Annotated in this window: 15 protein-coding genes; 7 read left to right on the forward strand and 8 right to left on the reverse strand. The window is 69.4% G+C overall.

Going from position 1 to position 17,066, the window contains the following annotated elements; genetic code table 11:
- Nucleotides 1-244 precede the first annotated feature (244 nt).
- Both H6G16_RS03255 and H6G16_RS03260 read left to right on the forward strand, forming a co-directional pair.
- Entirely contained in the window at nucleotides 245-1,012 is a 768-nt protein-coding gene (locus H6G16_RS03255; RefSeq protein ID WP_242036139.1) for a glycosyl transferase, read from the forward strand.
- A complete protein-coding gene (locus tag H6G16_RS03260; protein ID WP_190388895.1) occupies nucleotides 1,012-2,892 on the forward strand; it encodes a nucleoside-diphosphate sugar epimerase/dehydratase in 1,881 nt (626 codons plus the stop codon). Before H6G16_RS03255 ends, H6G16_RS03260 begins: the two co-directional genes overlap by 1 nt.
- Nucleotides 2,893-2,902: 10 nt before the next feature.
- On the opposite strand, the gene rfbB is transcribed toward H6G16_RS03260, so the two are convergent.
- From rfbB to rfbA, 4 genes are read right to left on the reverse strand one after another with little or no spacing between them, the layout of a single operon-like run.
- A complete protein-coding gene (gene rfbB / locus H6G16_RS03265) occupies nucleotides 2,903-3,982 on the reverse strand; it encodes a dTDP-glucose 4,6-dehydratase (RefSeq protein ID WP_190388896.1) in 1,080 nt (359 codons plus the stop codon).
- Nucleotides 3,979-4,881 (reverse strand): dTDP-4-dehydrorhamnose reductase, encoded by a 903-nt coding sequence (rfbD, locus tag H6G16_RS03270; protein WP_190388897.1) that lies wholly within the window; start codon nucleotides 4,879-4,881, stop codon nucleotides 3,979-3,981. Before rfbD ends, rfbB begins: the two co-directional genes overlap by 4 nt.
- The gene (rfbC, locus tag H6G16_RS03275; RefSeq protein ID WP_190388898.1) at nucleotides 4,881-5,552 is read right to left on the reverse strand and encodes a dTDP-4-dehydrorhamnose 3,5-epimerase; all 672 of its coding nucleotides are present in this window, start codon (nucleotides 5,550-5,552) and stop codon (nucleotides 4,881-4,883) included. Before rfbC ends, rfbD begins: the two co-directional genes overlap by 1 nt.
- Entirely contained in the window at nucleotides 5,542-6,426 is an 885-nt protein-coding gene (gene rfbA / locus H6G16_RS03280; RefSeq protein WP_190388899.1) for a glucose-1-phosphate thymidylyltransferase RfbA, read from the reverse strand. Before rfbA ends, rfbC begins: the two co-directional genes overlap by 11 nt.
- A gap of 29 nt (nucleotides 6,427-6,455) precedes the next feature.
- On the opposite strand from rfbA, the gene H6G16_RS03285 reads away from it, so the two are divergent.
- The gene (locus H6G16_RS03285) at nucleotides 6,456-6,983 is read left to right on the forward strand and encodes a GNAT family N-acetyltransferase (protein ID WP_190388900.1); all 528 of its coding nucleotides are present in this window, start codon (nucleotides 6,456-6,458) and stop codon (nucleotides 6,981-6,983) included.
- Here the strand turns inward: H6G16_RS03285 and ribH are convergent.
- Both ribH and psbZ read right to left on the reverse strand, forming a co-directional pair.
- Nucleotides 6,907-7,386 (reverse strand): 6,7-dimethyl-8-ribityllumazine synthase, encoded by a 480-nt coding sequence (ribH, locus tag H6G16_RS03290; protein WP_190388901.1) that lies wholly within the window; start codon nucleotides 7,384-7,386, stop codon nucleotides 6,907-6,909. The two genes, H6G16_RS03285 and ribH, sit on opposite strands and share 77 nt — an antisense overlap.
- Nucleotides 7,387-7,426: 40 nt before the next feature.
- On the reverse strand, nucleotides 7,427-7,615 hold the full coding sequence (psbZ, locus tag H6G16_RS03295) for a photosystem II reaction center protein PsbZ (RefSeq protein WP_190388902.1): 189 nt from the start codon (nucleotides 7,613-7,615) through the stop codon (nucleotides 7,427-7,429).
- A 164-nt stretch (nucleotides 7,616-7,779) separates the two neighbouring features.
- Between psbZ and mutS the strand changes: the two genes are divergently transcribed.
- Nucleotides 7,780-10,551, forward strand: a complete 2,772-nt coding sequence (gene mutS, locus H6G16_RS03300) for a DNA mismatch repair protein MutS (RefSeq protein WP_347238774.1) — start codon at nucleotides 7,780-7,782, stop codon at nucleotides 10,549-10,551.
- Here the strand turns inward: mutS and H6G16_RS03305 are convergent.
- The gene (locus H6G16_RS03305) at nucleotides 10,509-11,210 is read right to left on the reverse strand and encodes a precorrin-8X methylmutase (protein ID WP_190388904.1); all 702 of its coding nucleotides are present in this window, start codon (nucleotides 11,208-11,210) and stop codon (nucleotides 10,509-10,511) included. The two genes, mutS and H6G16_RS03305, sit on opposite strands and share 43 nt — an antisense overlap.
- 143 nt (nucleotides 11,211-11,353) lie before the next feature.
- Between H6G16_RS03305 and H6G16_RS03310 the strand changes: the two genes are divergently transcribed.
- From H6G16_RS03310 to H6G16_RS03320, 3 genes are all read left to right on the forward strand, one after another.
- A complete protein-coding gene (locus tag H6G16_RS03310; RefSeq protein WP_347238775.1) occupies nucleotides 11,354-12,145 on the forward strand; it encodes a hypothetical protein in 792 nt (263 codons plus the stop codon).
- Between the two features lie 12 nt (nucleotides 12,146-12,157).
- Nucleotides 12,158-13,138, forward strand: a complete 981-nt coding sequence (gene holA, locus H6G16_RS03315; protein WP_190388905.1) for a DNA polymerase III subunit delta — start codon at nucleotides 12,158-12,160, stop codon at nucleotides 13,136-13,138.
- 74 nt (nucleotides 13,139-13,212) lie between these two features.
- Nucleotides 13,213-15,039: an aspartate kinase gene (locus tag H6G16_RS03320; RefSeq protein ID WP_190388906.1), complete on the forward strand. Its 1,827-nt coding sequence runs from the start codon at nucleotides 13,213-13,215 to the stop codon at nucleotides 15,037-15,039.
- On the opposite strand, the gene uvrB is transcribed toward H6G16_RS03320, so the two are convergent.
- The gene (gene uvrB / locus H6G16_RS03325) at nucleotides 15,036-17,042 is read right to left on the reverse strand and encodes an excinuclease ABC subunit UvrB (RefSeq protein ID WP_190388907.1); all 2,007 of its coding nucleotides are present in this window, start codon (nucleotides 17,040-17,042) and stop codon (nucleotides 15,036-15,038) included. The two genes, H6G16_RS03320 and uvrB, sit on opposite strands and share 4 nt — an antisense overlap.
- Nucleotides 17,043-17,066: the final 24 nt, after the last annotated feature.

The raw sequence follows: 17,066 nt of genomic DNA on the forward strand, positions 1-17,066 counted from the left end.
GCTGCTGTCCGTGTTTGTTGGGGTAGCGCTACCTGCTTTTGCTGCCTGGTGGCTCCTACATGAGTTGATACCCAATCTGCGCCATCGCCTGCTCGACGAGCCCAACGCTCGCAGCTCCCACAGCCAGCCCACACCCCGGGGTGGCGGCGTGGCGTTTGTGCTCGTGGCCGTAGCTGCAAGCGCGATTGGCTGGTTTGGTTGTGCCTTCTCTGGTCAGCCGGGCCTTGCAGGCAGACCGTGGGCCATGGTGGCCTTGCCCCTGCTGGCCCTGCCGCTGGCTGTGGTGGGCTTTCTCGACGACCGCCACAACCTCCCCGCCAGCCTGCGCTATGGCGTGCAGCTGGCCACGGCGCTGCTGTTGATTCTGATGAGTCCGCTGCCGCTGCCATGGTTGGCGCTGCCCCTACTGTTCATTGCCGTCACTGCGGTGATCAACTTCACCAACTTCATGGACGGGCTGGATGGCCTGGTAACCGGCTGCATGGCCGTGGCCCTCAGCGCAATTGCCACGGAGCTCGCCGCCCCTTGGCCCCTCTGGGCGCTGGTGGGTGCCTTACTTGGCTTCCTGCTCTGGAACTGGAGCCCGGCCAAGGTGTTCATGGGCGATGTGGGCAGCACCTTTCTGGGAGCTGTGTTCGCCGGACTGGTGTTGCAGGCTCGCAGCTGGCCCGAAGCCCTGGGGATGCTGCTAGTGGCCACCCCCCTACTGGCTGATGCCTGCCTCTGCGTACCCCGCCGCCTAATGGCCGGCCAGCCCGTGTTCAAGGCCCACCGCCTGCACCTGTTCCAGCGCCTGCACCAGGCCGGCTGGTCCCATGGCCAAGTGGCCAGCCTCTACATCGCGGCCACCGCTGCATCGGCGGTTGCCCTGCTCTGGGGCGGATTGCAGGCGGTGCTGACGCTGGCCGCTACGGAGCTGCTGGTGGGACTCTGGCTCGATCAACGTGTGGCTGTTCCCTTCGCAAAGGCTCTGGCGGGCACACGCGCCCACCAACCCGTGGTGCCGGAGTGATGCAGGTCAATGTTCTCACCAACCAGCTCAGCCTTCGGGCACTGCGGCTGTCGCCCTTGCGGCGCCGCTTCCTCTTGATTGGGGCCGATGTCCTGCTGATCCCCCTGGCGGTATGGCTCAGCTTCTGGTTGCGGCTTGCCGATCCTTGGAGCCCCTTTCTCCAGGACAGCCTGTGGATGGTGCCCACGGCCTGGCTGATCGCCCTCCCCCTCTATGCCCTCACCGGCCAATACAAGGGGCTCACGCGCTACGTGGGCAGCGGCGCTCTCTACCGCCTGGCTGGGCGCAACGGGCTCCTGGTTCTCCTGCTGGCGATGGCTGGGGTGATGCTGCAACTGCCATTGCCCCCGCGCAGCAGCTGGCTCTTGCTGTGGCTCCTGCTCACCGGCCTCACCGGAACCGTGCGGTTTGCCCTGCGCGATGCCCTGCTCAAACTGCAAGACGGAATTGGCCAGCGCCGCGTCCGCGTGGCGATCTACGGAGCCGGGGCCGCCGGTGCCCAGCTTGCGGCCTCCCTGCGCCTCGCCGGCGGTCACAGCATCACCGCCTTTCTCGACGATGCTCCCCAGCTCTGGCGCCGCAGCATCAACGGCATCGCGATCCATCCCCCTGATCACCTGAACAGCCTGCGCCGCGAGGTGGATCAGGTGTTGCTGGCGATCCCATCGGTGAGTCGCCGGCGTCGCCGCGAAATCGTGGAGCAGCTCCAGGAGCTCCGCATCCCGGTGCTGCAGGTGCCCTCGGTGGAGGAGATCACCAGCGGCCGCGCCACGATTGATGCCCTGAGGCCCATCCCCATCGAGGAATTGCTGGGTCGCGACAGCGTGCCCCCCGATCCCCAGCTGCTCGGTCCGGGCATCCGCGGTGCCGTGGTGTGCGTGAGTGGCGCTGGCGGCTCCATCGGTGGCGAGCTCTGCCGCCAGATCCTGGCGCTTAACCCGCGGAGGCTGGTGCTGCTCGAGCGCAGCGAACCCAGCCTGTACGCCATCGATCAGGAGCTGCACCGCAGCCTCCCCGCTGATGTGGAGCTGGTGCCGGTGCTGGGCAGTGCCGCCGATGGCCCGCTGGTGGAGCGCACGTTGCGGGAGCAGGGGGTACAGGTGCTGTTCCACGCCGCCGCCTACAAGCACGTGCCCCTGGTGCAGGCCAATCCCCTCGCTGGCCTGGCCAACAACGTGCTCGGCACCCTGGTGCTGGCCCGCGCCGCCGCCCGCTGCGGGGTGGCCAGCTTCACGTTGATTTCCACGGACAAAGCCGTGCGACCCACCAACGTGATGGGCGCCTCCAAGCGCGCGGCCGAACTGGTGATCCAGGCCCTGGCCCAGGAGCCCAGCGCCACCCGCTTCGCCATGGTGCGGTTCGGCAATGTGCTCGGTTCGTCCGGGTCGGTGGTACCCCTGTTTCGCCAGCAGATCGCCAAGGGAGGGCCGATCACCCTCACCCACCCCGAGATCATCCGCTATTTCATGACCATTCCGGAGGCCGCCCAGCTGGTGCTCCAGGCCGCCGTGCTGGCCCGCGGTGGCGATCTGTTCCTGCTCGACATGGGCGAGCCCATGCCCATCCTCGATCTGGCCAGACAGATGGTGCGGCTCAGTGGCCTCACCCTGCGCGACAGCCAACACCCCCAAGGCGATATCGAGATCGTGTGCACAGGCCTGCGCCCCGGTGAAAAGCTCTACGAGGAGCTCCTGATCGATGCCGAAAGTGAACCAACTGCACACCCGCTGATCTACCGCGCCAGCGAACGCGCGATTCCACCCCAGCAGCTCTGGCCGCAGATCGAGGCGCTGCAATCAGCCGTGTGCCAGCAAGACGCGGAGGCGGCGCTGGCGGTGCTGGCGCAGCTGGTGCCGGAGTGGGTTCGAGACAACGGCTGAGCCGAAACGCTCAAGCCACCAGAGCCTGGCGTGAAGCGGCATGGGCCAGGGTCCAGCGCACGGTGGCCTCCAGCCCCTGCTCAAAGCTGTGCCGCGGCCGCCAGCCCAACTCCCGCGTGATCTTGGACGCATCAATGGCATAGCGGCGGTCGTGGCCGGGGCGGTCGGCCACCGGCGTGATCAAGCGGCTGTGGGGGGCACCAGCGGCACGCAGGCCATCCAGGAGAGCGCAGATCACCCGCACCACCTCCGAGTTGCTGCGCTCACTGGGGCTGCCGTGATCGCCGGCACCGCCCACGCAATAGCTCTCGCCCAGGCGGCCCCGGCTGGCCGCCAACAGCAGGGCCTCCACGTGGTCCTCCACGTACAGCCAATCGCGCACGTTCTGGCCATCGCCGTAGAGCGGAATCGGCTCCCCAGCCACCGCCTTGAGGATCACCACCGGGATCAGCTTCTCGGGAAACTGCCAGGGGCCGTAGTTGTTGGAGCAGTTGGTGAGCACCACCGGCAGGCCGTAGGTGTGGTGCCAGGCCATCACCAGATGGTCGCTGGCGGCCTTGCTGGCGGAATAGGGGGAGCGGGGGGCGTAAGGGGTGGTTTCGCTAAAACGGCCCGTGGGCCCCAAGGAGCCGAACACCTCATCGGTGCTGATGTGGTGCAGGCGGAAGCGCTCCTGCCGCTCCTGAGGCAGCTGCTCCCAGTGGGCCCGCACCGCCTGCAGCAGGTGGAAAGTGCCCTGCACATTGCTCTCGATGAAGGCCCCTGGGCCACTGATCGAGCGGTCCACATGGCTCTCGGCCGCCAGATGGAACACCAGATCTGGATCGGCCTGCCGCACCGCCTCAGCCGTGGCTTCGGCCTCGGCCAGATCCACCCGCAGCAGCTGGTGCCGGCCCTGCACCGCCGCGCCCAGCTCGGCCAGGGTGAGCTCGATGCTGGTGAGATCGCTCGCGTAACCGAGCTTGTCGAGGTTGAACACCGTGGCACCGGTATCCCGCAGCAACCGCCGCACCAGCGCCCCACCGATGAAGCCAGCGCCGCCGGTCACCAGTACCCGCTGAACACAACTGGCGAGCAAGGGGGTGGTCACGCAACTCGCCTCGATGGGTCCAGGGTAGGAGAGAGATCAGACAGCACCTGGGCTAACGCCGCTCTCCAATGCAGCGGCTCCAGACCCAGGGCCACGCGGCTGGCGCTGCAGTCAAGCAGGGAGTAGCTGGGACGCCGAGCCGGAGTGGGGTAGTCGGTTGTGCTGATCGGCAGCACGCGGGCGGCACGCTCCAGCAGGCCAGCCGCCACGCCCAGCTCGCCAATCGCCACAGCGAAGTCATACCAACTGGCGGCGCCGGCATCGCTCCAGTGCAGAATGCGCGGGACCTCAACCCCAATCGCCCGCCAGCAAGCCGCCGCCAGGGTGGCGGTGCTGGTGGGACAGCCCACCTGGTCGGCCACCACGCCGAGCTGCTGACGCTCCCGGTGCAAGCGCAGCATCGTGAGGCAGAAGTTGTGGCCCACCGGGCCATACACCCAACCGGTGCGCAGCACCAGGGCCCCGGGCAACTGCAACGCCGCCGCTTCCCCCGCCGCCTTGGTGGCGCCGTAGACCCCCAGGGGATCCACGGCTTGCTCTGGCTTGTAGGGGCTGCCCTGGGCGCCGTTGAACACAAAGTCGGTGCTCACCTGCAGGAGCCGGCCGCCCGTTTCGGCCAACGCATCAGCAAAGGCAGCCGGAGCATCGGCATTGACGGCGTGAGCCAGTTCGGGCTCGCTCTCGGCCCGATCCACGGCCGTGTAGGCGCCAGCATTCAGCACCCAATCCGGGCAGTGCGCCTGCACCGCAGCTCGGCAGTCCTCGGGGTTGGCGAGATCCAACGCCAGCAGGCCATCGCCGCCACTGCGGCTGGTGGCGATCAGCTCCACCCCATGGGGTTTCGAGGCGATCAGGGCGTGGCCCAGCTGGCCGGTGGCGCCCGTGAGCAGCACTTTCATCAGGCCTCTCCCCGAGAAGGCCCGTCCTGAATCTGTACAGGCTGTACAGAAGTCCAGACACAGCTGAGCAGCTCAGCGCGGAGCTCCGCCAGCAACGGCGCCACCGCGTCCTTGTCTGAAAGCTGGGGGGCCCCCAGGGCAGGCATCCCACCGGTCGAAGCCTCCATGGGCCAGGCGATCGCCACCTCAGGATCGTCCCAGCGGATGGCGCGCTCACAGTCGCGATCCCAAAAATCAGTGGTCTTGTAGAGCACTTCGGCCTGCTCGCTCAGGGTGAGAAAACCATGGGCAAAACCCGGCGGCACCCAGAGCTGCTGGTGGTTCTCAGCGCTCAAGTGCGCCCCCACCCACTGGCCAAAGCTGGCCGAGTCCGGGCGAATATCCACCACCACATCACAGATCTCCCCCACCACGCAGCGCACCAGCTTTCCCTGGGGGTGCGGCGGCAGTTGAACATGCAACCCCCGCAGCACGCCGCGGCTGGAGCGGGAATGGTTGTCCTGCACAAACGTGGGCGCGGGCTGCCCATGGGCCGCCAGCAGCTCGGTAAAGCGGCGGTCGTTCCAGCTCTCAAAGAAGAACCCGCGCTCGTCTCCAAACACCCGGGGCGTCAGCAGCAGCGGGCCCTGCACCGCCAAGCCGGCCGCCGTAGTGAGCCCTTCAGCCTGCATCGGGGGTCTCCAGCAATTGCAGTAGGTAGTCGCCGTAGCCACTTTTGCGCAGCGGCGAAGCCAGGCAGGCGAGCTCGTCGGCACTGATCCAGCCCAGCCGCCAGGCCACCTCCTCGGGGCAGCCCACCTTGAGGCCTTGGCGGTGCTCCAGGGTGCGGATGTAACTGCCGGCCTCATGCAGCGAATCGCAGGTGCCCGTATCGAGCCAGGCCATGCCCCGGCCCATCAGCTCCACCTGCAGCAGCCCCTCCTCGAGGTACTGGCGGTTGAGGTCGGTGATCTCGAGCTCCCCCCGAGCGGAGGGCTGCACCCGCCGGGCCCGCTCCACCACCGAACCGTCATAGAAATAAAGCCCGGTCACCGCATAGCGCGACTTGGGCTTGCTGGGTTTTTCCTCCAGACTCAGCACCCGGCCATCCGGCGCAAACTCCACCACGCCATAGCGCTCCGGATCCCGCACCGGATAGGCAAACACCGTGGCGCCCGCGCCAACGCCGTTGCTCGCCTGCAGCTGGGGGATCAGGTCGTGGCCGTGGAAGAGGTTGTCACCCAGCACCAGAGCCGCCGGAGCGCCATCCAGGAAGTGGGCGCCGATCAGAAACGCCTGGGCCAGGCCATCCGGGCTGGGCTGCACGGCGTAGGCGATCGTCATACCCCAGGCCGAACCATCACCCAGCAACCGCTGAAAAGCCTGCTGATCCTGGGGCGTGCTGATGATCAGCACCTCCCGAATCCCCGCCAGCATCAAGGTGCTGAGCGGGTAATAAATCATCGGCTTGTCGTACACCGGCAGCAGCTGCTTGCTCACCGCCTGGGTGATCGGATGCAACCGGGTGCCCGTACCGCCGGCCAGGATGATGCCCTTGCGGCTCATGGAGCACACTCCGCTGGGAAGATGTTGCCATGGCAGCACTGCAGCTCCTGATCCACGCCCCGGGTGCGCCAGGCCTGCGCTTGTTCGGCCTCGGCCCCGGCCTGCGGCCGAGCCGGGGCCTGTGGAAGCTGCAGCGCCTGTTCAACAAGCACGCCTTCTGGGCCCAGGGGCGCAGCGTTGCGGATCTGCGTCGCCTGCTCGCCGGCAGCCGCGTGGTGGTGAGCCTCTGGCAGGGCAAACGGCTGGTGGGCTTCGGTCGGGCGAGCAGCGACGGCATCTGCCGCGCCGTGCTCTGGGATGTGGTGGTGGCGGGCGACCTGCACGGCCAGGGCCTCGGCCGCCGGGTGGTGGAGGCCCTGCTGGCCGCGCCGGCCCTGCGCGGGGTCGAGCGCATCTACCTGATGACCACTAATAGTGCCGGCTTCTACGAGCAGCTGGGCTTCCGCAACGCGGCCCCCCAGGCCCTGCTGGTGAAATCCCTCAGCCGGGCAACGCCGCCATCAGACTGCCCATCTCCAGCGCCTGCAGGCCGTAGTTCCAGCCCAGGTTGCTCTTGATACCGGCCCGCTCCAGGGCTTGCTGCAGCGTATCGGTGGTTAGCACGCCGAAGATCACGGGCACGCCGGTGGAGCGGCTCACGGCGGCCACGCCCTTGCTCACCTCAGCCACCACCACATCAAAGTGGGGGGTGTCGCCGCGGATCACGGCCCCCAGGGTGATCACCACCTGGTAGCGACCACTGGCCGCCAGGCGCTGGGCCACCAGGGGGATCTCGAAGCTGCCGGGCACCCAGGCGATATCGAGCTGGGCGCTAGTGGCCGCAGTATCAATCCCGTGCCGGCTCAGGCAATCCAGACAACCGCTCAACAGCTTGCCGGTCACCAGATCGTTGAACCGGGCCACCACGATGGCGATGCGAAGACCACTGGCACCGGTGAAGGTGCCCTCGAAGCTGGCCACTGGGTTGGGATGCGAATGCCTTCAGGCTACGCAGCAGCGCCTAGACCACAAAGAAGCTCACGCCCCAGTTGAGCAGCACTAGGGCTACCCAGGCGATGCCGCCGAGCAGGATCAGGCGGTTGGAGCGGCCCGAATCCTCAGTGCTGGCGTAGAGCACCGGCACCGCCACGATCAGGGCGAACGACAGCACCACCAAGGCCAGAACGGTGAGGGTGTTGAGGATCTGCATGGCGGATGCGGCGAATAGCGCGGAGCCAGATCAGAGCGGGGCCTGATCAAGTCAGTGGGCGGATTCTCACACGACGGCCTGGCCACCCGCCGAGCGGCCCTGGCGATCCTTCACAAGTTGTGGGGTGCGCCTACCATCAGGCCCCTCTGAGCAACCCCGTCGCCGTGGCCGCGGAAGCCGACCAGCAGCTTTCGCTCGCCGCCGCCCTGGGCCTGCCCGAGGAGACTCCGGTCCCAGCAGCAACCGAGCCCGACTCTGAGCCCGAAGCGCTCGCCTCCGGCCCCGGGCGGCCCCGCACCCGCCAGCGCAAGACCACGCCGGAAGCCGCGCCGGCCACCAGCCCCGATACCCCCACCGAGCCCGACTCCGGAGAGCCCGACTCCGACCTGCCCGCCTGGCACCACCACGGCCTGGTGGATCCCGAGCAGCTCACGCCGATGCTGCGCCACTACGTGGAGCTCAAGGCGGCCCATCCCGATCGGGTGCTGCTCTACCGCCTGGGCGACTTCTTCGAGTGCTTCTTCGAAGACGCCATCACCCTTTCGCGCCTGCTGGAGCTCACCCTCACCGGCAAGGAGGGCGGCAAGAGCGTCGGCCGGGTGCCGATGGCGGGCATCCCTCACCACGCCGCCGAGCGCTACTGCGGTGAACTGGTGCGCCGCGGCCTCAGCGTCGCCCTCTGCGACCAGCTCGAAACCACCCCCGCCAAGGGCGAACTGCTCAAGCGCGGCATCACCCGGGTGCTCACCCCCGGCACCGTGCTCGAGGAGGGCCTACTGGCGGCTCGCCGCAACAACTGGCTCTGCGCCGTGGTGCTCGAGGGCGCGCACTGGGGCCTGGCGGTGGCCGATGTGAGCACCGGCGAATTCAGGGTCACCGAGCGCAGCGGCAGCGACGCCCTGCACCAGGAGCTGCTGCAGGTGGAGGCCGCCGAGGTGCTCTGGCCCGCTGCCAGCACCAGCGACGAGAGCAGCAGCCCCGCCTGGTGCCCCGAGGCCCTGCGGCTGACGCCCCTGCCCCGCACCCCCTTTGAGGCGCCGGAAGCCTCCGCCACCCTCAAGCAGCGCTTCGGCCTGGCCAGCCTCGCTGGCCTGGGGCTGGGCGAGCTGCCCCTGGCACTGCGGGCGGCCGGCGGCCTGGTGGCCTACCTCGACAGCACCCTCCAGGAAGCCCGGGTGCCCCTCGATCCCCCCACCACCTGGCACGCCGGCGACGCCCTGGTGCTCGATGCGGCCACCCGCCGCAACCTGGAGCTCACCAAAACCCAGCTGGGCGGCAGCGTGCACGGCTCCCTGCTCTGGGCGCTGGATCGCACCCACACCGCCATGGGCGGCCGCTGCCTGCGCCGCTGGCTGCAGGCGCCGCTAGTAGAGCGCGTAGCGATCCTGGAGCGCCAGGGGGGTGTGAGCGAGCTGGTGGCGAGCCGCGGCCTGCGGCTGACCCTGCGGCGCCTGCTGCGCCCGATGGGCGACCTGGAGCGCCTGGCCGGCCGCGCCGGCGCCGGCAGCGCCTCGGCCCGGGACCTGGTGGCCCTCGCCGATGGCCTGGAACGCCTGCCCCAGCTGGCCGCCCAGCTCACCCAAACCAGCAGCGCCCCGCTCCAGGCCCTGGCCCGCCCCTGGCCCGAGCTCGACGCCCTCGCCGCCGACCTGCGCCACACCCTGCTCGATGCCCCGCCTCTCTCCCTCACCGAGGGCGGCCTCATCCACGACGGCGTCGACCCAGCCCTCGACGATCTGCGCAACCAGCTCGACGACCAGGACGCCTGGCTGGCCCAGCAGGAGGCCGAGGAGCGCCGGATCAGCGGCATCAGCACCCTCAAGCTCCAGTACCACCGCACCTTCGGCTACTTCCTGGCGGTGTCCAAGGCCCGGGCGGCGGCGGTGCCGGAGCACTGGATCCGCCGCCAAACCCTGGCCAACGAGGAGCGCTTCGTCACCCCAGCCCTACGCAACCGCGAGGGCGCCATCCAGCAGCTCAAGGCCCGCGCCGCCCAGCGCGAATACGAGCTCTTCTGCGCCCTGCGCACCCGCGTCGGCGAGCAGGCCGCCGCCATCCGCACCGCCGCCCGGCTGGTGGCCGAGCTCGATGCGGTCGCCGCCCTGGCCGAAGTGGCCGCCACCTCCGGCTACTGCTGCCCCGAGATCACCGACCCCACCGGCCCCGAGGCCCGCCTGCTCCAGATCGAGGCCGGCCGCCACCCGGTGGTGGAGCAGCTGCTGGTGGAGGAACCCTTCACCGCCAACAGCGTGGTGCTGGGCGCCGACCCCGAGGGAGCCAACCCCGACCTCTTGATCCTCACCGGCCCCAACGCCAGCGGCAAGAGCTGCTACCTGCGCCAGACGGGCCTGCTGCAGCTGATGGCCCAGATGGGCAGCTGGATCCCGGCCACCGCCGCGCGCTTGGGCATCGCCGACCGCATCTTCACCCGCGTCGGCGCCGGCGACGACCTGGCCGCCGGCCAGTCCACCTTCATGGTGGAGATGGCCGAGACAGCCAACATCCTTCACCACGCCACGCCAAGCTCGTTGGTGCTGCTCGACGAGATCGGCCGCGGCACTGCCACCTTCGACGGCCTCTCGATCGCCTGGGCCGTGGCCGAACACCTGGCCACCGAGCCCGAACGCGGCGGCATCGGCGCCCGTTCGATCTTCGCCACCCACTACCACGAGCTCAACGCCCTGGCCGACCAGCTGCCCAACGTGGCCAACGCCCAGGTGCTGGTGGAGGAAACCGGCGACGCCCTGCTGTTCCTGCACCGGGTGGCCCCGGGCGGCGCCAGCCGCAGCTATGGCATCGAGGCCGCCCGCCTGGCCGGCGTTCCGGCGGCAGTGGTGCTGCGCGCCCGCCAGGTGCTGGGCCGCATCGAGGCCAACAGCGTCGTACGGGTGGATCAGGAACAGGACGACGGGCCAGACGGGGCGCTCGCCGCCTGACACCAGCCCGCCCGCAGCAAGGCGTTGCAGGCCGCGGCCACCAGTCCGGCTCCGCCCTTGGAGCCCTCGAGCCCGATGTGCGCCAGGCCACTCGCAGCCAGGTGACGCTTGCTCTCCGCCACCCCCACAAACCCCACCGGCATGCCGATCACCAGGGCTGGAGCCTGAACCGTGCCGGCGACCGTCTGATCGAGCAGCACCTCTAGGGCCGTGGGGGCGCTGCCAATCAGCACCACCGCCGGCTGCTCCAGCTGGGCCAGCGCCGCCCCCATTCCGGCGGCCGTGCGCGTGGAGCCCGCCGGCGCCTGGTCAGGGGCCCAATCCAACACGCTGCGCACGGCATTGCCAAAGGTGCGCCGCGCCATCGGCGCCACCGCCGCCGCCGCCATCGCCGTGTCCGTGAGGATTGGCGCCCCGGCGGCCAGGGCCGCCAAGCCGGCCTCACAGCCCCCCGGCGCAAACCGCACCGCACAGGCCAGCTCCGGATCGCCGCTGCTGTGGATCAGGCGCAACACCACGTCCTGCTGCAGCGGGGTGAGCGGCGCCAGAGCGGCCGCCGTGCCCGGCAGCACCCGAATCAGCCGCAGGCTCTCGCGAAAGATCGGGTGATCGAACCCGGCCCCGAAATCAGCCTCACCATCCGCGCCGGCAGCGGCCATACAACGTCCTCAGTCGCCGTCCAACCCTGCCGCAGCCCCTGGCACCTGAACCCAACACGACTCCATCCACCCCAAATCAACCCTGTCCCCAATTCTGTACAGGCTGTACAACTTGTACAGGTTGTACAGAATCCCGCAGGCACGTGCGCACACCCCAGCCCAGCTCAGCCACCACAGCGGAGGCCGCCTTTGGCGTGGAAGCGGCCCGACGCCGACTGCCGGAACTGATGGAGCGGGCCGCGGCCGGAGAGCGGATCGTGCTCCAGCGCCACCGCACCCCCATGGCCGCCCTGGTGCCCCTGGCGGGGCAAGCACCCACCGATCCGAGCCTGCGGCAGCGGCAAGTGCAAAGCCTGATGGCCCTGCAGGGCAGCGGCCGTGGCTGCTGGGACCCCAACCAACGGCATCCAGCCCGCCCAGCCCCGCCAGCCCCTGCTTTTGTGCAGCCCGTTCAGCACCTGGGGCCCCCAGGTGAAGCACAGCGCCAGCGCTCGTTTAACCCGCGCCTCCTGGCCCACGGCTCCCGGATCGCCCTCGACGGCACCGCACTGGTGGCCTTTCTGGCCGACGCCAAGGGCGCCGGCAAACACCTCGAACCCCTCCTGCAGGGCATTGCGGCGGGGTATTGGATCGGGGTCGTGAGCAGCGTGAGCCTGATCCGGGTGCTCGAGGGACCCCTGGCCCGTGGCGATGAGGCCCTGGCCCAGCGCTACGCCAAGGCCTTCGACAACCCCCAGCAGTGGCACGTGGTGCCCGCCGATGCCGCCATCGCGGCGGCGGCCGTGCGCCTGCGCCGCCAGGAACCCCAGCTGGATGACAGCGCCGCGATCGAACTGGCCACGGCCATTCAGAGCGAAGCGGTGGTGCTGGTCACCGACCATCCCGCCCTGGCCCAGACTGGCCAGCACCCCGTGCTCAGTGCCCTGCGCCTCTGAGTCCCCCACCCCATGCCCATCCACCTGTTCTGGGGCGACGACGAGGCGGCCCGCAACCGCGCCGTGGAAGCGCTGGTGCAGGAGCAGCTCGATCCCGGCTGGGCCAGCCTCAACCTCAGCCGCCTCGATGGCAGCGACGCCGGCCAGGCCGCCCAGGCCCTGGAGGAGGCCCGCACCCCCCCCTTCGGTGCCGGCAGCCGGGTGGTGCTGCTGCAGCGCAGCCCCTTCTGCAGCCAGTGCCCGGCCGAGCTGGCCGAGGGCTTTGAGGCCGCCCTGGCCCAGGTGGCGGATGGCTGCCACCTGCTGCTGGTGAGCGCCGGCAAGCCCGACGCCCGGCTGCGCACCACCAAGGCCCTGCAGAAGCTGGTGAAGGCGGGCCAGGCCAGCGAGCAGAGCTTTGCCCTGCCGGCCATCTGGGACGGGGCCGGCCAGGTGGAACTGGTGAGCCGCACCGCGCGGGAACTCGGGCTGAAGCTCGAGCCCGCCGCCGCCGAAGCCCTGGCCGACGCCATCGGCAGCGACAGCGCCCGCCTGGCCAGCGAACTGGAAAAACTCAGCCTCTACGCCGCCCCGGGCGCGCCGATCAGCCTGGCCGCCGTGCAGGCCCTGGTGGGCGGCCAGAGCACCAGTGCCCTGGCGGTGGGTGACGCCCTGCTGGCGGGCCAACCGGCCGAGGCCATCGCCTGCCTCGACGCCCTGCTGGAGGCCAACGAACCGGCCCTGCGCATCGTGGCCGCCCTCACCAGCCAGATCCGCGGCTGGCTGTGGGTGACCCTGCTGGAGCGCTCCGGCGAACAGGACGTGGCCGTGATCGCCAAGGCCGCCGGCATCGGCAACCCCAAGAGGATCTACGTGATGCGCAAGCAGATCCGGGGCCGCCAGCCCGCCGTCTTTCTGCGCCTGCTCAGCCAGCTGCTCGATGTGGAAGCCGCTCTCAAACGGGGCAGCGACGCCGGCGACGCCTTCCGCGACGGCTTCCTGCTCGGCTCCTGAGTCCTCAGCCCAAGCCATAGACCAGGACGGATAATCAAGCCTTCTCTCCCCAACGCCCGCCGCCGCGCCCCACCATGGCCCTGCTGGTTCAGAAGTTCGGCGGCACCTCGGTGGCCGATGTGGAGCGCATCCAGGCGGTGGCCCGCCGCATCGCCCACTGCCGCGAGGAGGGCCATGAGCTGGTGATCGTGGTGTCAGCCATGGGCCACACCACCGACCAGCTCACCGGCCTCGCCCGGGCGATCAGCACCGATCCGCCCCAGCGGGAGATGGACATGCTGCTGGCCACCGGCGAACAGGTGTCGATTGCCCTGCTGTCGATGGCGCTCCATGCGGAGGGCGTTCCGGCGGTTTCGATGACCGGCACCCAGGCGGGGATCGTCACCGAATCGGCCCACGGCCGGGCCCGCATCCTGGAGATCCGCACCGAACGGTTGCGCCGCCTGCTGGCCGAGGGCCAGGTGGTGGTGGTGGCCGGCTTCCAGGGCACCAGCAGCGGTGCCGGCGGTACCCCCGAGATCACCACCCTGGGTCGCGGCGGCTCCGACACCTCGGCCGTGGCCCTCGCCGCCGCGCTCGGGGCCGATGCCTGCGAGATCTACACCGATGTGCCCGGCGTGCTCACCACCGACCCCCGCAAGGTGGCCGACGCCCAGCTGATGGACACCGTCACCTGCGACGAGATGCTGGAGCTGGCCAGCCTGGGAGCCGCCGTGCTGCACCCGCGGGCGGTGGAGATCGCCCGCAACTACGGCGTGCCCCTGGTGGTGCGTTCCAGCTGGAGCGAAGAGCCGGGCACCCGCCTCACCAGTGGCACGCCGCGGCCGATCGGCCATGAGGGGCTGGAGCTGGGCAAACCGGTGGATGGCGCCGAGCTCGACACCGACCAGGCCGTGCTCGCCCTCTCCCACGTGCCCGACCGGCCCGGGGTGGCGGCCCAGCTGTTTGAGGCCCTCGGCCAGGCGGGCCTCAACGTGGATCTGATCGTGCAGGCCACCCACGAGGGGGCCTCCAACGACATCGCCTTCACCCTGGCGGCCGCCGAAAGCGACCGGGCCCAGCTGGTGTGCCGGGAGGTGCTGGCAGGAATGGGGGCAGCCCTGGGGGATGGGGGCGCCCAGCTCAGCGCCGAAGCGGGGCTAGCCAAGCTCAGCATTTCCGGCGCCGGCATCATGGGCCGGCCGGGGGTGGCCGCCAAGCTGTTCGACACCCTGGCCCGCACCGGCATCAACCTGCGTCTGATCGCCACCAGCGAAGTGAAAGTGAGTTGCCTGGTGGCCGGGCACCAGGCCGCCAAGGCCCTGCGGGCCGCGGCCGAGGCCTTCGAGCTGCCCGAGCAGCACCTGCGTCGCAATCCCGAGCCCTGCCACCTGGGCACCCCGGCCGTGCGCGGTGTCGCCCTCGACCGCGACCAGGCCCAGGTGGCCGTGCAGCGCCTGCCAGATCGCCCCGGCACCGCAGCAGCCGTCTGCCGCACCCTGGCCGATGCGGGCATCAGCCTCGATGCGATCGTGCAGTCGGAGCGCACCCACGGTGAGGGCGAGGCCAGCAGCCGCGACATGAGCTTCGTGCTCAAGCGCGACGATCTGGCCCGGGCCGAGCAAACCCTGGCCCCCCTGCTGCGCCAGTGGCCCGGCGCCCGCTTCGAAGAGGGGCCCGCCATCGCCCGCGTCAGCGCCGTCGGCGCCGGCATGCCCTGCACCCCCGGTACCGCCGCCCGCATGTTCCGCTGCCTGGCCGACGCGGGCATCAACATCGAGCTGATCGCCACCAGCGAGATCCGCACCAGTTGCGTGGTGGCCGAAGCCGACGGCCTTGCGGCCCTGCAGGCGGTGCATGCGGCCTTTGGGCTGGGCGGGGCCATCAACCACCGGGCCGAAGGCACAGAAGCACCCGTTTAGGCCTTGCCCACCAGCTTCTGGCGCAGGGTCTTGATCTTGTCGCGCAGGTTGGCCGCCTCCTCGAACTCCAGGTTCTTGGCGGCCGTTTTCATCTTTTCCTCGAGCTGCTGAATCAGCTCCGGCAGGGCATCGAGGGGTACGCCGTTGTGCTCAGCCTGCTCGGTGGCCTGCTCCAGCTGGTCGTCGTTGAGCCGGCGCGACACCTCCAGAAAGGCCAGGATCGAATTGCCCGCCCGTTTGCCCGCCGGGGTGGGCGTGATGCCGTGCTTCACGTTGTAGGCGTGCTGGATGGCGCGGCGGCGCTCGGTTTCCGAGATGGCCTTGGCCATCGAATCGGTGAGGTTGTCGGCGTAGAGCAGGGCCACCCCCTCGATGTGGCGGGCCGCCCGGCCGATGGTCTGGATCAGGGAGCGCTCCGCCCGCAGGAAGCCCTCCTTGTCGGCATCGAGGATCGCCACCAGGGACACCTCGGGCAGATCCAGGCCTTCCCGCAGCAGGTTGACGCCCACCAGCACGTCGTACTCCCCATTACGCAGATCCTGGATGATCTCGATCCGCTCAATCGAGTGGATCTCGGAGTGCAGGTAGCGCACCCGCACCCCGTTCTCGGCCAGGTAGTCGGTGAGGTCCTCAGCCATGCGCTTGGTGAGGGTGGTCACCAGCACCCGCTCCCGCTTCTCAGCCCGGGTGCGGATCTCGCCGAGCAGGTCGTCCACCTGGCCTTCGGTGGGGCGCACCTCCACGATCGGATCGAGCACGCCGGTGGGGCGGATCACCTGCTCCACCACCTGACCTGAGCTCTGCCCCAGCTCCCAGCCACCGGGCGTGGCACTCACGAAAATCGTCTGCCGGGCCTTCTCCCAAAACTCCGAGCCCTGCAACGGCCGGTTGTCCGCCGCGCTGGGCAACCGGAAGCCGTGCTCGATCAGCACCTGCTTGCGGGATTGGTCGCCGTTGTACATGGCCTGCAGCTGGGAGCAGGTGACGTGGCTCTCATCCACCACCAGCAGCCAGTCGTCGGGGAAATAGTCGATCAGGCATTCGGGCGGCGTGCCGGCTTCGCGGCCAGCGAGGTGGCGGGCGTAGTTCTCCACGCCGTTGCAGTAGCCCACCTGCTCCAGCATCTCCAGGTCGTAGGTGGTGCGCTGCTCCAGCCGCTGGGCCTCCAGCAGCCGGCCCTGGCCATTGAGCACCTCGAGCCGCTCCCGCAATTCGGCGCGGATCGCCTGGATGGCGTCGGCCAGCCGCTCCTTCGGGGTCACAAAGTGCTTGGCCGGATAGATGTTGATGCTGTCGAGGCTCTGCAGAATCTCACCGGTGGTGGGATCCACGTAGCGGATGGCCTCCACCTCGTCGCCGAACAGCTCGATGCGCACCAACCGGTCTTCGTAGGCCGGGCCGATCTCCAGCACATCGCCGCGCACCCGGAAGCGGCCACGGGAGATTTCGAGGTCGTTGCGGGAGTACTGGTTGTTGACCAGCTCCCGTAGGGAACCGCGCAGGTTGAGGGTTTCACCCACCTGGAATTTCACCGCCGCCTTGAGGTATTCCGAGGGAATGCCCAGGCCGTAGATGCAGCTGATCGAGGCCACCACGATCACATCTTTGCGCTCGAACAACGAACGCGTCGCCGAGTGGCGCAGCATGTCGATCTCCTCGTTGATCGACGCCGTCTTGGCGATGTAGGTGTCGGAGACGGGCACATACGCCTCCGGCTGGTAGTAGTCGTAGTAGCTGATGAAATATTCAACGGCGTTGTTCGGGAAGAATTCCCGCAGCTCGTTGCAGAGCTGGGCCGCCAGGGTCTTGTTGTGGGCCAGCACCAGGGCCGGTCGCCCCGTCTGGGCGATCACGTTGGCGATGGTGAAGGTCTTGCCGGTGCCGGTGGCCCCCAGCAGGGTCTGGTAGCGCTCGCCCCCCTCCACGCCCTGCACCAACCCAGCGATGGCCGTGGGCTGGTCACCCTTGGGCTGGTAGGGGGCGTGGAGCTGGAACGGAACCATCCCCCCATTCTCGGGGGCCACTGG

Origin of the sequence: Cyanobium sp. FACHB-13342 (assembly GCF_014697415.1) — a bacterium.
GTDB lineage: Bacteria > Cyanobacteriota > Cyanobacteriia > PCC-6307 > Cyanobiaceae > Cyanobium_A.